Origin of the sequence: Pseudomonas sp. Z4-7 (genome assembly GCF_051131965.1) — a bacterium.
Classification (GTDB): domain Bacteria; phylum Pseudomonadota; class Gammaproteobacteria; order Pseudomonadales; family Pseudomonadaceae; genus Aquipseudomonas.
The window spans coordinates 831,463-849,200 of record NZ_CP071642.1 but is presented as its reverse complement, the minus strand read 5'-3'; the positions used below and the strand labels follow the sequence as shown (position 1 = coordinate 849,200).

Below are 17,738 nucleotides of genomic sequence, written 5' to 3'. Positions count from 1 at the left end.
TTTTTGCCGCAGCAGTGGTGGCTAACTGCGGTAGTACTTAAACGCTTGACTTCTTAATGGGGCCGTTGCGCCCGATTTCAAGCCTGCTCATCGATAGAAGGCGAAACCGGCGCCGGCGCCTTGCTGACCACAACCATGGCCGGGCGCAGCAAGCGGCCGTTGAGCAGGTAGCCCTTCTGGAACACTTTCAGCACGCTGTTCGGCTCGACGTCGGCACTTTCCTGCATCGCCATGGCCTGGTGGTGCTCGGCGTTGAAGGGTTCACCGTGGGGATCGATCGCTTCAAGCTGATAACGCTTGAGGGTGTCCTGGAACATTTTCAGCGTCAGCTCGATGCCTTCACGCATCGGACGGATGTTCTCGTCGTCCGGGTTGGACAGCTCCAGGCCGCGCTCCAGGCTGTCGATGATCGGCAGCAGGTCGCCGGCGAAACGCTCCAGGGCGAATTTGTGGGCCTTTTCCACGTCTTGCTCGGCGCGGCGGCGGACATTCTGCAGGTCGGCTGCTACGCGCAACGCCTGATCCTGAGCACCGGCCAGTTGCTCTTCGAGCACTTGTACACGAGCCGACAGGTCTTCGCCCGAATCCTGGGGAGCCTGATTGGCGTCTAGATTTTGCGTATCCTGCGTCTGTTCGTCAGCCATAGATTTCTCCTTTCAACTTCGTCCGCGAGCTCGACTCGCGCTTCTGCCCCGGTATATGGGGCCACGTTTTTCAGCTTCAAGGGCCGCGCGACGAATTAACCTTACAAAAAACAGCTGCATATCATTCCCAGTCGCGCTAAAAAATCACGCAATCCAAGCAAATCGAGCTAAGGCCAGGCATTGTCAGCTCGCGACAAAACACTGTATAAATAACCAGACCTAATGCCTGGGAGCGGCCTTATGCTGGTGCACCTGTCCGTACACAACTACGCCATCGTCGAACATCTCGACCTCGAACTCGACCGGGGCATGAGCGTGATTACCGGTGAAACCGGCGCTGGCAAATCGATCATGCTCGATGCCCTCGGGCTGACCCTGGGTGATCGTGCCGACAGCGGCGTGGTGCGGCCCGGCGCAGACAAGGCCGACATCCTGGCAACTTTCGACCTGGTCGACATTCCCGAAGCCAGTGCGTGGCTGGCCGAACGGGACCTGGACACCGACGGCCTATGCATCCTGCGCCGGGTCATCACCGCCGAAGGTCGCTCCCGCGGCTATATCAATGGCGCCCCTTGCCCACTGGGTGATCTGAAAGCACTCGGCGAACTGCTGATTGATATTCACAGCCAGCATGAACACCAGTCCCTGCTCAAGACCGATACCCATCGCCGCCTGCTCGACGAATACGCCGGAGCCACCGACCTGGCCCGCCAGGTCCACCTGGCAGCCCAACGCTGGCGCCAGACCCGGCAGGAGCTGGACCGACTCGCCAATTCCGGCGACGAGCAACGCGCCCGCCACCAACTCTTGAGCTACCAGCTCGAAGAGCTGGAGAACCTGGCCCTGGGTGAAAACGAACTGGAGGAGCTGGAACAGGAACACAAGAACCTGACCAACGCCGAAGCACTGCTGGGCGTCTGCCGCCAGGTAGTCGAACAATGCAGCGAAAGCGACTCGGGCAATGTGCTCAGCGCATTGACGGCGAGCCTGAACCGGCTCTCCAGCGTCAGCAATTCGGTAGGCGCCCTGAGCGAGGCCGGCAACCTGCTGACCAGCGCACAGATCCAGGTCGAGGAAGCCGTCGGAGAACTGAACCGGTTCCTGGATCATTTCGATGCCGACCCTGCGCGCCTGCAATACCTGGAAGAACGACTGGACACTATCTATACGCTTGCACGCAAGCACCGCGTCCAGCCAACCGAAGTCGTCGAACTGCAGCAACGACTGCTGGAAGAACTGGAGACCCTGAACGCCAACGACGAATCCATCGAGCGACTCGCAGATGAGCTGGCTTCCTACGCGCGGCATTACCAGGAAAAGGCCAGGGAACTCAGCGAGCTGCGCCGCAAGGCCGCCACCGGCCTGGCCGGTGCCGTGGAGCAGGAAATCCAGCGCCTTGGCATGCCAGGCGGCCGATTTACCATCGAACTGCGCCCCAACGCCGGTGACGAGCTTCAGCCCAATGGCCTGGAACAAGTGGAGCTACTGGTCAGTGCCAACCCCGGGCAACCGCTCAAGGCCCTGGCAAAAGTGGCGTCCGGCGGTGAGTTGTCGCGCATCAGCCTGGCCATCCAGGTCATCACGGCGCAGACATCCCGTGTACCGACATTGGTCTTCGACGAAGTCGACGTGGGCATTGGCGGCCCGACAGCGGAGATCGTCGGTCAATTGCTGCGCAGGCTGGGTGAGCGCGGGCAGGTATTGACGGTGACTCACCTGCCTCAGGTCGCAGCCCAAGGCCATCAGCATTTGTTCGTGCACAAGGTGCGTGGCGAAGACGCGACTCGCACCGCCGTCTCCAAGCTCGACAAGAACGAGCGCGTGGAAGAAGTGGCACGGATGCTGGGAGGCATCGACCTGACCAAGGAATCCCTGGCCCATGCCAAAAAAATGGTGGTTGCGGCAAAAAGCTGAAAGCGCTGTAAAGCAAGAAGGCGACCCGAGGGTCGCCTTCTTTCGTTTTGCGGGCTTTCGCCTACGTGACGAACTTACTTGCGCTTGCGGACATGCAAGACGAGATGGTGATCGATCAAATCGAAGCCATACTCGTCAGCAATCGCCTTTTGCAGCTTTTCGATTTCAGGACTGACGAACTCGATTACCTCGCGAGTCTCTACATCCACCATGTGGTCATGGTGCTCCCCGTCCGCCAATTCGAAGACAGCATGACCGCCATCAAAATTATGACGAGCCACCAGTCCCGCCGCCTCGAATTGGGTCAATACACGGTAAACCGTAGCCAGACCGACGTCCTCGCCAGCTTCCATGAGCGCCTTGTAGACGTCTTCGGCACTCATGTGGCGTTGCTCGGCGGAATCGAGCATTTGCAGAATCTTGACCCTTGGCAGGGTCACTTTGAGGCCGGCTTTGCGTAGTTCGCTATTTTCAACCATGGTCAGCTTTCTCGCGATGCTGCTTCGCAGCTTCTCTTAATGCGGGTATGATCGGCGTTTACGTTGTCCCAGCCAAGATAGTGGAAGTCGCCCACCGATGCAAAACACCAAGCTCTTGCTAACCAGTTTCACCTTCGTGGGACTGCTCGCACTCGCCGGTTGTTCATTCCCCGGGGTTTACAAAATCGACATCCAGCAGGGCAATGTCGTCACGCAGGACATGATAGACCAGTTACGCCCGGGAATGACCCGTCGGCAAGTACGGTTTATCATGGGCAACCCCCTGCTGACCGACACGTTCCATGCCGATCGCTGGGATTACCTGTACAGCCTGCAGCCAGGCGGTGGTGAACGGCAACAGGAACGCATCAGCGTTATCTTCAATGCCAATGACCAACTTGTCAGCCTGTCGGGTGATTTCATGCCTGGTGTGAGCCGCGATGAGGCCATAATGGGCAAGGACAGCGGTACGACCGTCACCGACCCGACCCAGAATGCCGAACAGCCGAAACCGGAAAAACCGGCCAAGCCAGGTTCGTTGCTGGATCAGATCCAGAAGGATGTGGACAACGTCGAGACCGTACCTGTCCCGACGCCCGAGCCTCTGGACACCTCGCCGCAATAAATTGCGACAACAAAAAACCCGGCATGCCGGGTTTTTTATTGCCTGTAATTAGCCGTTGCTTACTGATCCGCCTGACGCGCCTGGGCAGCCTTGGCCGCTCGCAGACGACGAATTTCTTTCGGATCAGCCAGCAACGGTCGATAGATTTCGAGCCGATCACAAGCTTGCACCGCTTGCTGATCCGGATCGGCGACCACCTTGCCAAAAATACCGATCGGACACGCGCTCAAGTCCAGCTGCGGAAAGTCCTCGGCAATACCCGACGCCAACAGCGCAACGCGAACGCTGGTACCTTCGGGCACTGCAAACGTGCGCAAGACCTGGCGGTCGACGCTGGCATGCACCACTTCGATTTCGATCAACGCTTGAGCTCGGCGTTCTGTTTGGCGCGTTGGCAGAACGCATCGACCAGCGTATTGGCCGCCTGGTTGAACAGCGGCCCCAAGGTCGCCCGCACGATTGGCCCCGCGTAGTCGAACGAGAGATCCAGGCTGATCTTGCAGGCCTTTTCCCCGAGCGGCTTGAACACCCAGACACCATGGAGCTGATTGAACGGCCCCTCTTCGAGGTTCATTTCGATCGACTGCCCCGGCACCAAGGTGTTACGAGTGACAAAGTGCTGGCTCAATCCGCCCTTGGCCACATTGAGACTGGCGCGCATGTGGGTATCGGAGCTTTCAAGCACCTCGGCGGACGAGCACCAGGGCAGGAACTCCGGATAACTCGCCACATCGTTGACCAGGTCGTACAGCGCCTGCGCCGGGTAGGGCAGCAAGGCCGAGCGTTGAATATGTGTCGTCATGTAAGCGTCACTTCCACAGCTGGGCGGCAAACACTACCAGGATGCCGATGGGCGCCACATAGCGCATCAAGAACAGACTCAAGGCGAACACCACCGGGCTGCGCAGCGACAGTTCATCACGCACCGCGTCACGCCCCATGATCCACCCTGCAAACACCACGAAACACAATCCACCCAAAGGCAGCATGATCCGCGACGTGAAGAAATCAATCACTCCGAAGAAATCCAGCCCTCCGGTCGCTCCCCACTGATAGAGGTGGAACAGACCGCCTTCGTTCACGAAAAACTTTGCCTGCTTCCATATATTGAAGGAAAACACCGTACCCAATCCCACGAACCAGCAGGTGAAGGCCAGCCAGAAAGTGACCCAGGCGCGGCTCAGGCGGGTACGTTCAACCAGGTAAGCGACCATCGGTTCGAGCAAGGAAATGGCCGAACTCCAGGCAGCGACTGCCACCAGGACAAAAAACACCACGCCCATCACCTGGCCGAACGGCATGCTGCCGAAGGCGAAAGGCAGGCTGACGAACATCAGCCCCGGCCCTTCACTGGGGTTCAGGCCTGCGGCGAAGACAATCGGGAACAACGCCACCCCCGCCAGCAGCGATACAAAGGTATCCAGCAACGCAACGCCGAAGACAGTCCTGGTCAGCGAGGCATTCTTGGGCATGTAGGCGCCGTAGATCATGATCGAGCCGACGCCAACACTCAGGGAGAAAAACGCATGCCCCATGGCCGGCAGCAGCCCGTCCATGACTTTCTCCGGCTGGAAGTCGAACATGAAATGCACGCCCTCCATGAAATGTCCGGTGGTCATGCTGTAGCCCAGCAGCACCAGGATCATCACGAACAGCAGCGGCATCATGATCCGCAGGCTGCGCTCAAGCCCGGCGACCACGCCTCGGGCGATCACTACGGCAGAGAGCACCATGAAAAGCGTGTGCCAAAGTGTCAGCCTCCAGGGGTCGGCGATCACATTGCCGAAGTAGGCGCCGACCTGATCGGGCGTCGCCCCCTGGAAATCTCCCCGGCCCATATCGATGATGTAATCCAGGGACCAGCCGCCAACCACACTGTAGAAAGAAAGAATCAACAGTGCCGTGACCATTCCGGCGAACGCGCCCCACGACCACCTGGCCGAATGGCCCGCCTCCGTCGCCAGCACCTTCAAGGCATTGGCCGGGCTTTGCCGGGCGCGACGACCGATCAGTGTTTCGGCCAACATGACCGGCGCACCGATCAGGGCGATGCATGCCAGGAACATCAATACGAAGGCACCGCCGCCGTAGACGCCGACCATGTACGGAAACTTCCAGATACTACCCAGCCCCACGGCCGAACCGGTCGCAGCGAATATGAAGACCCAGCGGCTAGCCCAACTGCCGTGGACAGAAACCTTGTCTGTCGACATCGTGATCACGCCCAAGCGTTCAAAAAAGAGGCCGCATTGTCCGGGATTCATTCAACCTGCTCAAGCATGCTGCTTCACCGTAGCCGACACGCACGCAACTGCCTATAATGCCGCCCCTATGGCTAAACAGAAGAAACACCCCACAGGGACCATCGCGCAAAACAAAAAGGCGCGACACGATTACTTCATCGAACAGCGTTTCGAGGCTGGCATGGTCCTGGCCGGCTGGGAAGTAAAAAGCTTGCGTGCCGGCAAGGCGCAACTGGTCGACAGTTACGTCCTGCTCAAGGACGGTGAAGCCTGGCTGCTGGGCAGCCACATCACGCCGCTGACCACCGCCAGCACCCATGTCATTGCCGATCCTGTGCGCTCGCGCAAACTGCTGCTCAATAAGCGGGAGTTGGAGAAGCTCTTCGCCTCCGTGCAGCAGAAGGGTTATGCCTGCGTCTGTACCTCGCTGTACTGGAGCAAGCATTTGATCAAGTGCGAAATTGCACTGGGCAAGGGCAAGAAGGAATACGACAAGCGCGACACCGAGCGCGAACGCGATGCCGGGCGCGAGTTGCAGCGCGCGGTGCGTAACAAGGGCAAGGAAGACTAGCCCAACCGCGAGCCACTGTGGGAGCGAGCTTGCTCGCGATGGCATCGGCATATCTTGCATTGATGTGTCAGACAGACTGCCATCGCGAGCAAGCTCGCTCCCACACGATCCGCAACAGGGCTACATCCCCTTGCGCCGCTCCGCCCGGGCAACCCGCTGCACTTCCTGACGCACCTCTTCCAGCACCTCCTGCACATACAGGATATGTCGGCTGGAAACCTCCCGCGCCAACTCGGCGTGACCATTCATGATGGCTTGATACAATTCCCGATGCTGACTGATCAGCATGTCGCGGGTCTCGCTACGCTGTTTGTACATGCCGCCGATATTGGTCACCACATTGCGCTTGAGCAGGTCGAACAAGCCGCGAATGGTGTGCAGCAAAACCGCGTTATGACTGGCCTCGGCGATCGCCAGGTGAAAGCGCGCATCCGCCGCGCCCTCCTCCGCCCGACTCACCTCTTCGTGACGCGAGTAACAATCCTGCAACTCATCGAACGCCGCTGTCAGCCGCTCGCGATCGACCTCGGTAGCCCGCAATGCTGCGTAATAAGCGCAGGACGCCTCCAAGGTATGCCGGAACTCCAATAGATCACGCTGTGCTTCGGGATTGCTTTCCAGGAGCTGCAGCAGCGGATCACTGAACGTCGAGCCCAGCGACTCCACCACATAGTTGCCGCCGCCCTGACGACTGATCAGCAAACCCTTGGCCGTCAGCTTCTGGATCGCCTCACGCAACGAAGGGCGTGACACACCGAACTGCTCGGCCAGGGTCCGTTCGGCCGGCAATCGCTCGCCGGACTTCAACGTGCCCTCGAGGATCATGCCTTCAAGCCGCTCGACAATATCGTCAGACAAACGGCGCTGACGAATCTGATCAAACCCCATAACTCGATTCTCCACGGTCCCGACGGCTCGCCGGGCTCTCTATTCTGGCCCATCCGGGCCTCGTCCACACCCAACAAAAAATATTAATGCCAGCAGATCAGATGTCATCTGCACCGCTTATTCGACGAAAGTTTCAAAGCGGCAAATTGACACACGACGACCAAGGCTTTTACCCTAGCCGACAGCGCTTGTAAATTGGTATTACCAATTACCCAAAACCGCTGACCAGTGCCTGACCAACAACAATTAGGGGCTCACCCAATATGCAAACCTGGCAACAGCTTTACAGCCCGCTCGGCAGCCTAGGCTTGTCCGCACTCGCGGCCGTCATTCCCATCGTGTTTTTCTTCCTCGCCCTGGCGGTGTTTCGCCTCAAGGGGCACGTGGCGGGCAGCATCACCCTGGCCTTGGCGATTGCCGTCGCGATCTTCGCTTTCCAGATGCCGGCCGACATGGCGTTTGCGGCCGCCGGCTATGGCTTTGCCTATGGTCTTTGGCCGATTGCCTGGATCATCGTCGCCGCCGTGTTTCTCTACAAACTGACCGTCAAGAGCGGCCAGTTCGAAATCATCCGCAGCTCGGTGCTGTCGATTACCGATGACCAACGCCTGCAAGTGTTGCTGATCGGCTTCTGCTTCGGCGCATTCCTGGAAGGTGCCGCCGGTTTCGGCGCTCCCGTCGCGATTACCGCCGCGCTGCTGGTCGGCCTGGGTTTCAACCCGCTCTATGCCGCCGGCCTGTGCCTGATCGCCAACACCGCTCCGGTAGCCTTCGGCGCACTGGGTATTCCGATTATCGTTGCGGGCCAGGTCACCGGGATCGACGCCTTCAAGATCGGCGCCATGACCGGTCGCCAGCTGCCATTGCTGTCGCTGTTCGTGCCGTTCTGGCTGGTGTTCATGATGGACGGCCTACGCGGTGTGCGGGAAACCTGGCCGGCCGCCCTGGTGGCGGGCTTGAGTTTCGCCATCACCCAGTACTTCACTTCGAACTTCATCGGCCCGGAACTGCCGGACATCACGTCGGCCCTGGCCAGCCTGGTATCCCTGACGCTGTTCCTGAAAATCTGGCAGCCCAAGCGTACCGCCGGTGCCCAGATTGCCGGCGCAACCTCCAGCGCAGCGATCACCGCCAGCGTCGGCGGTTTCGGCCAGCCGCGCAGTACCGTGGCTTCGCCCTACAGCCTGGGGGAAATCATCAAGGCCTGGTCACCGTTCCTGATCCTGACCGTGCTGGTGACCATCTGGACCCTGAAGCCCTTCAAGGCGATGTTCGCCGCCGGTGGCTCGATGTATGGCTGGGTATTCAACTTTGCGATCCCGCACCTGGATCAACTGGTCATCAAGGTCGCCCCTATCGTGATCAACCCCACGGCGATTCCGGCGGTGTTCAAGCTCGATCCGATTTCGGCCACCGGCACGGCGATTTTCTTCTCGGCACTCATCTCGATGATCGTCTTGAAGATCAACTTCAGAACTGGTCTTACCACTTTGAAGGAGACCTTCTACGAACTGCGCTGGCCTATCCTGTCCATCGGCATGGTGCTGGCATTCGCCTTCGTCACCAACTTCTCGGGCATGTCATCAACCATGGCCCTGGTATTGGCCGGAACTGGCACCGCGTTCCCGTTCTTCTCGCCATTCCTCGGCTGGCTGGGCGTGTTCCTGACCGGCTCCGATACCTCGTCCAATGCGCTGTTCGGCTCGCTGCAAGCGACAACCGCGCACCAGATCGGTGTCAACGACACATTGCTCGTGGCAGCCAATACCAGTGGCGGCGTCACCGGCAAAATGATTTCGCCGCAATCGATCGCCGTAGCCTGCGCGGCAACCGGCCTGGTGGGCAAGGAATCGGATCTGTTCCGTTTCACCCTGAAACACAGCCTATTCTTTGCAACGATCGTCGGCTTGATCACGTTGGCCCAGGCCTACTGGTTCACCGGCATGCTGGTTCACTGAGTACTACACGAAACATTAAAAAACCCGACGCTGAAACGTGATTCGGCGTCCGCTATTCACCACCGGGTCTGCAAGGCTGCTGAAAGATTTCCTCTCTATATTCAGCAGCCTCAGCAGACGGATAACCGGGACCACCCGGAGACACGCCTGATGAGCGAGCTTTTTTACAACGCCGTGCCGAACGCGACCCGAGTCGCCCCGCCATTGCCTGAGCCGCGCCAGTATCCCAGCGAGAAACCCCGACGGGTCTATCTGTTCGGAACCTGCGTGGTGGATCTGTTCTACCCCAAAGCAGGGATGGACGCGATTCATCTGCTTGAGCGCGAAGGCATCCAGGTCGACTACCCGCAAGGCCAGACGTGCTGCGGGCAACCGGCCTACACCTCGGGATATACCGAGCAGGCGCGGACGGTGGCGCGGGCGCAACTGGCCCTGTTTGCCGGGGATTATCCGGTGGTCGTGCCGTCGGGCTCGTGTGCCGGCATGCTGCGTGAACATTACGCCGACCTGTTCAAGGACGAACCGCAAACGCTCAAACAGGTCCAGGCCCTGGCGGCCAGGACGTATGAGCTGGCCGAGTTCCTGCTGTTTGTGTGCAAGGTGCAATTGAACGACGGTGGCGCGCCGGTAAAGGTCGCGCTGCATACGTCCTGCTCGGCACGACGGGAAATGAATACGCACCTGCATGGCCGTGCGTTGTTGGCACAGCTGCGCAACGTGGAGCGGGTCGACCACAGCCACGAAAGTGAATGCTGCGGTTTTGGTGGGACATTCAGCGTTCGCATGCCGGATATTTCCGGCGCGATGGTGGCCGACAAGACCCGCGCGCTGAAGGAATCCGGCGCGCATCAGGTGGTCAGTGCCGACTGCGGTTGCCTGATGAACATCAACGGCGCGCTGGAAAAACAGCGCGAAGCGCTACGCGGCCAGCATCTGGCGAGCTTCCTCTGGCAGCGTACCGGAGGTGTCGCATGAGTACGCCGACGCTGATTCCTACCGTTGCAGTGCAGGAAGATTTTCGCGCCCGCGCCCACAAGGCGCTGGACGACACGCAACTGCGAAACAACTTTCGCACTGCGATGGATTCACTGATGACAAAACGGGCAACGTCCTTCAGCGATGCCCACGAAAGAGAACACCTGCGGGTGCTGGGCAATGCTGTCCGCGCCCGCGCGTTATCCAAGCTGCCCGACCTGCTCGAGCAACTTGAAGCCAACCTGACCCGCAACGGTGTGAACGTGCACTGGGCGGAAACGGTGGACGAGGCCAATGGCATCGTCCTCTCGATCATCCGCGCTCACGAGGCGCGGCAAGTGATCAAGGGCAAATCGATGGTCAGCGAAGAGATGGAGATGAACCATTTCCTCGAGGCTCGGGACATTGAATGTCTCGAATCCGATATGGGGGAATACATCGTCCAGCTCGACCACGAGAAGCCTTCACACATAATCATGCCGGCAATCCACAAGAATGCCGGTCAGGTCGCGTCCTTGTTCCACGACAAACTTGGCGTGGAGTACACCAAGGACGTCGACCAACTCATTCAGATCGGTCGCAAGGTCTTGCGGCAGAAATTCTTCGAAGCCGACGTCGGCGTTTCCGGTGTCAACTTCGCCGTTGCCGAAACCGGCACGCTGCTGCTGGTGGAAAACGAAGGCAACGGGCGGATGTCGACCACCGTGCCACCGGTGCACATTGCGGTGACCGGCATTGAAAAAGTCGTGGAGAACCTGCGGGACGTCGTGCCGCTGCTCTCGCTGCTGACCCGCTCGGCGCTGGGCCAGCCGATCACCACCTACGTCAACATGATCTCCGGCCCGCGCAAGGCAAACGAACTGGACGGGCCGCAAGAAGTTCACCTGGTCCTGCTCGACAACGGTCGCAGCCAGGCGTTTGCCGACAGTGAGCTGCGCCAGACCCTGAACTGCATTCGCTGCGGCGCCTGTATGAACCATTGCCCGGTCTACACGCGAATCGGCGGTCATGCCTACGGCGAGGTTTACCCGGGACCTATCGGAAAAATCATCACGCCGCACATGGTCGGCCTGGCCAAGGTGCCAGATCACCCGAGCGCGTCTTCGCTGTGCGGTGCCTGCGGCGAAGTGTGCCCGGTGAAGATTCCGATCCCGGCCCTGCTGCGACGGCTGCGAGAAGAAAACGTCAAGGCGCCGGACAGCCCCAACCCGGTCATGCGCGGCCAGGGCAGCAAGTATTCGGCCAAGGAGCGCTTCATCTGGAATGCCTGGGCCCGGCTCAACAGCTCGCCACGGCTGTACCGGCTGTTCGCTTTCCTCGCCACGCGCCTGCGCGGCCTGGCGCCGCAGAATGTCGGCCCCTGGACCCAGAACCACAGCGCCCCGAAACCCGCCGCCCGCTCGTTGCATGACCTGGCCCGCGACCACCTGACCCGGCAGGGAGACCGCCGATGAGCGCCAAGGAAAATATCCTCGCCAAGCTGCGAAAAAGCCTGACCGGCACCACGCCCGTTGCCGACAGCTACGACGTCGAACTGGTGACACAGACCTACCGCTACGCGCCCGAGGAACGCATTCCACAATTGCGCAAGCTGATGGAAGCGGTGCACACCGAAATTCACCTGACGTCCGGCGAAGCCTGGCCGACGCTGCTGGCGCAGTTGCTGCGCGACCGGCAACTGCCGAGTTTGCTTATCGCTCCGACAACGCCCCATGGGCAAAAAATCGTACAGTTCTGGGCGAACAATCCTGGCCTTCCTGCGCTCAAGGCCTACGATCGGCCGGTGGAGGAATGGAAAGCCGAGCTGTTCAACGATACGCCTGCCAGCCTGACCGGCACCCTCGGCGCGATCGCCGCGACCGGCAGCCTGATTCTCTGGCCGACACGGGAAGAACCGCGCCTGATGAGCCTCGTCCCGCCGGTGCACTTCGCCTTGCTCAAGGCCAGCGAAATCCGTGACAACTTCTATGAAGTGCAGCAGGAATTCGAATGGGCCCAAGGCATGCCGACCAACGCCCTGTTGGTGTCGGGCCCGTCAAAGACCGCCGACATCGAGCAGGTCCTGGCCTACGGCGCCCATGGACCAAAGGATCTGGTGGTGCTGATTCTGGAGGACCAATGACGCTTCCGGCCCCTTTCCTGCGCGACGTACACCAACTGATCCCGCAAAAACGACGCTTCGACGACCCGTTGTCGACCCTGGCCTTCGGCACCGATGCGAGCTTCTATCGGCTGATTCCGAAACTGGTGGTACGCGTCGAAAGCGAAGACGAAGTCATCGCCCTGCTGCAACTGGCCCAGCGCGACCGGGTTCCGGTGACCTTCCGTGCGGCGGGCACCAGCCTGTCCGGCCAGGCCATCAGCGATTCAGTGCTGATTGTGCTCGGGGACAACTGGAACGGCCGGGAAATTCGCGAGCAAGGCACACAGATCCGTTTGCAACCCGGCGTGATCGGCGCCCAGGCCAACGCCTGGCTGGCCCCGTTCGGGCGCAAGATCGGCCCGGATCCGGCGTCGATCAATGCCTGCAAGATTGGCGGCATCGTCGCCAACAACGCCAGCGGCATGTGCTGCGGCACGGCGCAGAATACCTATCACACCCTGGCCGGCATTCGCCTGGTGCTAGCCGATGGCACGCGCCTGGACACCGAAGACGCCGCCAGCGTGGCGGCATTCAGGGCGAGCCACGGCGAACTGCTGGAGCGACTGGCAACCCTTGGCCGCGAGACCCGCGCCAACACGGAGCTCGCCGCCCGAATTCGCCACAAGTACCGTCTGAAAAATACCACCGGCCTGTCGCTCAATGCCCTGGTGGATTTCGACGAGCCGGTGGATATCCTCAGCCACCTGCTGGTGGGCTCTGAAGGCACGTTGGGATTCATCAGCGCGGTGACCTACAACACCGTCATCGACCACCCGAACAAAGCCTCGGCATTGATCGTATTTCCAGATGTAGAGACCTGCTGCAACGCCGTGACCGTACTGAAAAGCCAGCCGGTCTCCGCCGTTGAGCTGCTGGACCGCCGCAGCCTGCGCTCGGTGCAGGACAAGCCGGGCATGCCGGATTTCGTACAGCACCTGTCGAGCAATGCCTGCGCGTTGCTGATCGAATCCCGCGCCGCTTCGTCATCGTTACTACAGGAACAACTGGCCCGGATCATGGCTTCTCTGGCGGCTTTCCCGGTAGAAAGGCAAGTCGACTTCACCGAGGACCCGCGAGAAAACGCCCGCCTGTGGGCCATCCGCAAAGACACCTTCCCCGCCGTAGGCGCGGTGCGCAAGACCGGGACCACCGTCATCATCGAAGACGTGACCTTCCCGGTCGAGCAACTGGCCGCCGGCGTGAACCGCCTGATCGCCCTGTTCGACAAACATCACTACGACGAAGCGATCCTTTTCGGACACGCACTGGAAGGCAACCTGCACTTTGTCTTCACCCAAGGCTTCAACAGCACTGAAGAAGTCGCACGCTACCAGGCGTTCATGGATGACGTAGCGCAACTGGTGGCGGTGGAGTTCGGCGGCTCGCTGAAAGCCGAACACGGCACCGGCCGCAACATGGCACCGTTCGTTGAGTTGGAATGGGGCACTGATGCCTATCAATTGATGTGGCAGCTCAAGCGTTTGCTCGACCCCAACGGCATCCTCAACCCGGACGTCGTGCTCAGCGAGGACCCGCAGATCCACCTCAAGCACCTCAAGCCATTGCCGGCGGCCGATGAAATAGTCGACAAGTGCATCGAGTGCGGCTTCTGCGAGCCGGTGTGTCCCTCCAAGGACCTGACCTTGAGCCCGCGCCAGCGCATCGTGATCTGGCGCGACATTCAAGCGAAAAAGCGCGCCGGTATTGATACCTCCGAGCTGGAAACGGCCTATCAATACCAGGGCATCGACACCTGTGCCGCCACCGGGCTGTGCTCTCAACGCTGCCCTGTAGGCATCAATACTGGCGAGCTGGTGAAAAAACTCCGCAGCCGCACTGCGACGCGTACGAAAACCGCCGATTGGCTTGCGGGCAATTTCGCCACTGCGCTGCAAGGCGCGCGCTTTACCCTGCACGTCGCCAACGGTGCGCGAATGATGTTGGGAGCGCCGCGCCTGGCACGGTTGTCCGCCGGGCTGACGCGGCTGTCCAAAGGACAGGTCCCGCAGTGGACCAACGCCATGCCGCAGCCGGAAAGGGCGATTCGGTTCAGCCCCAGCGTGTCGGACGAACGACCGAGGGTGGTTTATCTGGCGGCCTGCGTGTCGCGGGTCATGGGCCCGGCGGCAGGGGACAAAGAACAGATGTCGTTGCACGACAAGACCCGCGGGCTGCTGGAAAAAGCCGGTTACCAAGTCGTTTTCCCGGACAACGTAGACAGCCTCTGCTGCGGCCAACCCTTTGCATCCAAAGGCTACGCCGAACAGGCCGAGCACAAGCGCCAGGAACTGATCGGCGCGCTGCTGCACGCCAGCCGCGGCGGGCTCGACCCGATCTATTGCGACACCAGCCCATGCACCCTGCGCCTGGTTCAAGACTTGGGTGACGTACGCCTGGACCTGTACGACCCGGTGCGTTTCATTCGCACGCACCTGATGGATCGCCTCGACTTCATTCCCCAAGAGGCCCCCATTGCGGTGCACGTCACCTGCAGCACGCAGCACCTTGGCGAGAGCCAGGCGTTGATCGATCTGGCGCGCAGGTGCAGCAAAAACGTGGTCATCCCGGAAGGCATCCATTGCTGCGGATTTGCCGGGGACAAAGGATTCACCACGCCGGAACTGAACGCCCATTCGTTGCGCACGCTGAAGGGCGCGGTAGAGCATTGCAGCGAAGGAATCTCCACCAGCCGAACCTGTGAGATCGGTCTTACGCAACACGGTGCGATTGATTACCACGGGCTGGTTTATCTGGTCGACCGAGTGACACGGGCCAGGGCGATGTGAAAAAAATAGAACCCTGACGAACAACGGCAGTCCATTGATCAGGTCCCGCAAACGCGGGACTTCCTCAACAGGTAGCCGCCCTGATGGCCAGCAAATGCTGCCCTTGGGTCAAGGAGAGACATATGAAACGCTCTGTGCTGTTAGGTCTGTTTGTCACTGCTTCGATGCTGGCATCACCCTCGTTTGCTGCCGGCGATTCGGACAGTCTCTGCGCCACCAACATCAAAACCATTGAGAATGCCAAGACCCAGTACCAAGGCTCGGATTCGCAAAGCCAGATCGAGGCGAGCCTTCAGCAGGCGAAGGCCCATCAAGCCTTGAAAACCAAGGAAGGCACCGAGAAATGCATCTCTGAAACCACCCAGACCATCCAAGAGATGCAGAAGACCAACAAAGACGGTAAAAACTCCTGAATGCAGTGGGCCAACCTTCGGGTTGGCCCCTGATGCGTTTTGGCGTACACTACGCAGGCCTGTCGCTCTACAGATTCACAGAGCGCCAGGTTCGGGGCCGTTTAGGATTCGACGCCGGTTGCGAAACTTTAGGTGCATGCCGAGTTGGTAACAGAACTCGTAAATCCACTGTTGCAACTTCCTATAGTTGCCAATGACGAAACCTACGGGGAATACGCTCTCGCTGCGTAAGCAGCCTTAGCCCTTCCCTTCTGGTACCTTCGGGTCCAGCAATCACCAGGGGATGTCCGTAAACCCAAAGTGATTGTCATATAGAACGGAATCGCCGTGCAGTACGTTGTGGACGAAGCGGCTAAAACTTACACAACTCGCCCAAAGCACCCTGCCCGTCGGGTCGCTGAGGGTTAACTCAATAGACACGGCTACGCATGTAGTACCGACAGCGGAGTACTGGCGGACGGGGGTTCAAATCCCCCCGGCTCCACCACTTCAACATCTAAAGACGTCCACGGACGTCTTTTTTTGTGTCTGAAATCCAGTGAAATCAAGGGTTTAAGCGCTACTGGGCTCCGCAGAGAACTTTTGAGTTCCAGCCGTTTGGGTATTCCAAATGGTATTCCAAGCCATCCGGTGCTATTTTTTGGAATACCAAAACGGTGTCAGAGGTAGCTCTCATGCCTGCTCCAGCCCTTCGCCTCTCCGACCGCCAGCTCAAGGCAGTCAAGGCAAAAGACAAGGATTACGTCCTCAGCGATGGTGACGGCCTCCAGCTCCGAGTCAGGAGCAATGGCTCGATGCTGTGGAACTTCAACTACCGCGAGCCGGTAACCAAAAATCGTATCAATATGGGGCTGGGCACGTACCCAGAGCTCTCACTAGCGAACGCCAGGAAAAAAGTGGTTGAAGCGCGCGAGCTGCTGGCACAAGGCATTGATCCCAAGGTGCAACGCAATGCACAGGACGAAGCCAAACGAGCGGAGACGGAACATACGTTTGAGAACGTGGCCACCGCCTGGTTCGAGCTGAAGAAGGACTCCGTCACGCCGGCTTACGCCGAAGACATTTGGCGATCGCTCACGTTGCATGTATTTCCAGACCTGAAAACAACGCCGCTCTCGAAAATTACCGCACCGATGGTCATCGAACTGCTTCGTCCAATCGAGGCCAAAGGCAGCCTCGAGACAGTGAAGCGATTGAGCCAACGGCTCAACGAGATAATGACCTACGGGGTGAACTCCGGGTTTATTTTCGCTAACCCCCTCAGTGGCATTCGGGCGGTATTCAAGAAACCCAAAAAACAGAACATGGCCGCGCTACGACCCGATGAGCTTTCCGAGCTCATGATCGAAATCGCGAACGCCAGCATCAAGCGGATCACCCGCTGCCTGATCGAATGGCAACTGCACACCATGACCCGTCCTGCCGAAGCGGCTACCACCCGATGGGCAGACATCGACTTCGACAAACGCATCTGGACCATCCCGCCGGAGCGTATGAAGAAACGTCGTCCGCACACCATCCCGCTGACCGAACAGGCACTCGCGTTACTGGAGGCGCTCAAGCCCCACAGCGGCCACAGGGAATACGTGTTCCCTGCAGATAGAAACCCGCGCACTCACGCCAATAGCCAGACCGCCAATATGGCGTTGAAACGTATGGGCTTCCAAGACCGCTTAGTCAGTCACGGCATGCGCTCCATGGCCAGCACCATCCTGAACGAGCATGGCTGGGATCCGGAATTGATCGAAGTCGCCCTGGCGCATGTCGACAAGGATGAAGTTCGAAGCGCCTATAACCGTGCGGACTACATCGAACGCCGTCGCCCGATGATGGCGTGGTGGAGTGAGCACATTCAAAAGGCGGCAACGGGCAGTCTGTCGGCATCTGCGATCAATCAAAGCAGGGACAGCAACGTCGTGCCGATACGTTGAGAGCTCACCGGATTACGACAGCGGCGATAACCCACGTAATCCATTGCGTAGGGCATGGTTACCGAAGTGGCAACTGTCACCTGTTTTCCTGCATGCCTGCGCTCCTCAGGCCAAGCTCCTGCGCATGGCAAGGCTCCGCATTCCCATGCGCAGGAGCTGACATTTAAA

16 protein-coding genes and 1 other RNA gene are annotated in these 17,738 nt (G+C 59.6%); 11 read left to right on the top strand and 6 right to left on the bottom strand.

Annotated features, from left to right (window positions below; translation table 11 throughout):
- Positions 1-77: 77 nt before the first annotated feature.
- Positions 78-644, bottom strand: a complete 567-nt coding sequence (grpE, locus tag J3P91_RS03640; protein WP_181287537.1) for a nucleotide exchange factor GrpE — start codon at positions 642-644, stop codon at positions 78-80.
- 240 nt (positions 645-884) lie between these two features.
- Between grpE and recN the strand changes: the two genes are divergently transcribed.
- Positions 885-2,558: a DNA repair protein RecN gene (gene recN / locus J3P91_RS03635; protein WP_434602780.1), complete on the top strand. Its 1,674-nt coding sequence runs from the start codon at positions 885-887 to the stop codon at positions 2,556-2,558.
- 74 nt (positions 2,559-2,632) lie between these two features.
- Here the strand turns inward: recN and fur are convergent, their stop codons facing one another.
- The gene (gene fur / locus J3P91_RS03630) at positions 2,633-3,037 is read right to left on the bottom strand and encodes a ferric iron uptake transcriptional regulator (protein ID WP_305496921.1); all 405 of its coding nucleotides are present in this window, start codon (positions 3,035-3,037) and stop codon (positions 2,633-2,635) included.
- A 97-nt stretch (positions 3,038-3,134) separates the two neighbouring features.
- Between fur and bamE the strand changes: the two genes are divergently transcribed.
- A complete protein-coding gene (gene bamE / locus J3P91_RS03625; protein WP_305496923.1) occupies positions 3,135-3,662 on the top strand; it encodes an outer membrane protein assembly factor BamE in 528 nt (175 codons plus the stop codon).
- Between the two features lie 59 nt (positions 3,663-3,721).
- Here bamE and J3P91_RS03620 read toward each other — a convergent pair whose 3' ends face one another.
- From J3P91_RS03620 to J3P91_RS03610, 3 genes are read right to left on the bottom strand one after another with little or no spacing between them, the layout of a single operon-like run.
- Positions 3,722-4,024 carry an RnfH family protein gene (locus J3P91_RS03620; protein ID WP_434602779.1) on the bottom strand — a complete coding sequence of 101 codons (303 nt, stop codon included), beginning with the start codon at positions 4,022-4,024 and terminating at the stop codon, positions 3,722-3,724.
- Positions 4,021-4,464 carry a type II toxin-antitoxin system RatA family toxin gene (locus J3P91_RS03615; protein WP_434569862.1) on the bottom strand — a complete coding sequence of 148 codons (444 nt, stop codon included), beginning with the start codon at positions 4,462-4,464 and terminating at the stop codon, positions 4,021-4,023. Before J3P91_RS03615 ends, J3P91_RS03620 begins: the two co-directional genes overlap by 4 nt.
- A 7-nt stretch (positions 4,465-4,471) precedes the next feature.
- Positions 4,472-5,875, bottom strand: a complete 1,404-nt coding sequence (locus tag J3P91_RS03610; protein ID WP_305496927.1) for a sodium-dependent transporter — start codon at positions 5,873-5,875, stop codon at positions 4,472-4,474.
- 118 nt (positions 5,876-5,993) lie between these two features.
- On the opposite strand from J3P91_RS03610, the gene smpB reads away from it, so the two are divergent.
- Complete coding sequence (smpB, locus tag J3P91_RS03605; RefSeq protein ID WP_030139770.1) at positions 5,994-6,476, top strand: SsrA-binding protein SmpB; 483 nt, start codon at positions 5,994-5,996, stop codon at positions 6,474-6,476.
- Positions 6,477-6,596: 120 nt separating this feature from the next.
- Here the strand turns inward: smpB and J3P91_RS03600 are convergent, their stop codons facing one another.
- Positions 6,597-7,364: an FCD domain-containing protein gene (locus J3P91_RS03600; RefSeq protein WP_434602778.1), complete on the bottom strand. Its 768-nt coding sequence runs from the start codon at positions 7,362-7,364 to the stop codon at positions 6,597-6,599.
- A gap of 263 nt (positions 7,365-7,627) precedes the next feature.
- Between J3P91_RS03600 and J3P91_RS03595 the strand changes: the two genes are divergently transcribed.
- From J3P91_RS03595 to J3P91_RS03560, 8 genes are all read left to right on the top strand, one after another.
- Entirely contained in the window at positions 7,628-9,322 is a 1,695-nt protein-coding gene (locus tag J3P91_RS03595) for a lactate permease LctP family transporter (protein WP_434602777.1), read from the top strand.
- A gap of 150 nt (positions 9,323-9,472) precedes the next feature.
- On the top strand, positions 9,473-10,297 hold the full coding sequence (locus tag J3P91_RS03590) for a (Fe-S)-binding protein (RefSeq protein ID WP_434602776.1): 825 nt from the start codon (positions 9,473-9,475) through the stop codon (positions 10,295-10,297).
- Positions 10,294-11,751, top strand: a complete 1,458-nt coding sequence (locus J3P91_RS03585) for a LutB/LldF family L-lactate oxidation iron-sulfur protein (protein WP_434602775.1) — start codon at positions 10,294-10,296, stop codon at positions 11,749-11,751. Before J3P91_RS03590 ends, J3P91_RS03585 begins: the two co-directional genes overlap by 4 nt.
- Complete coding sequence (locus J3P91_RS03580) at positions 11,748-12,419, top strand: LutC/YkgG family protein (RefSeq protein WP_434602774.1); 672 nt, start codon at positions 11,748-11,750, stop codon at positions 12,417-12,419. Before J3P91_RS03585 ends, J3P91_RS03580 begins: the two co-directional genes overlap by 4 nt.
- On the top strand, positions 12,416-15,226 hold the full coding sequence (locus J3P91_RS03575) for an FAD-binding and (Fe-S)-binding domain-containing protein (protein ID WP_434602773.1): 2,811 nt from the start codon (positions 12,416-12,418) through the stop codon (positions 15,224-15,226). Before J3P91_RS03580 ends, J3P91_RS03575 begins: the two co-directional genes overlap by 4 nt.
- Positions 15,227-15,348: 122 nt before the next feature.
- Positions 15,349-15,639: a hypothetical protein gene (locus J3P91_RS03570; protein ID WP_434569869.1), complete on the top strand. Its 291-nt coding sequence runs from the start codon at positions 15,349-15,351 to the stop codon at positions 15,637-15,639.
- A gap of 93 nt (positions 15,640-15,732) precedes the next feature.
- Positions 15,733-16,126, top strand: a transfer-messenger RNA (tmRNA) gene (gene ssrA / locus J3P91_RS03565).
- A gap of 187 nt (positions 16,127-16,313) precedes the next feature.
- Entirely contained in the window at positions 16,314-17,570 is a 1,257-nt protein-coding gene (locus tag J3P91_RS03560) for an integrase domain-containing protein (protein ID WP_434602772.1), read from the top strand.
- Positions 17,571-17,738: the final 168 nt, after the last annotated feature.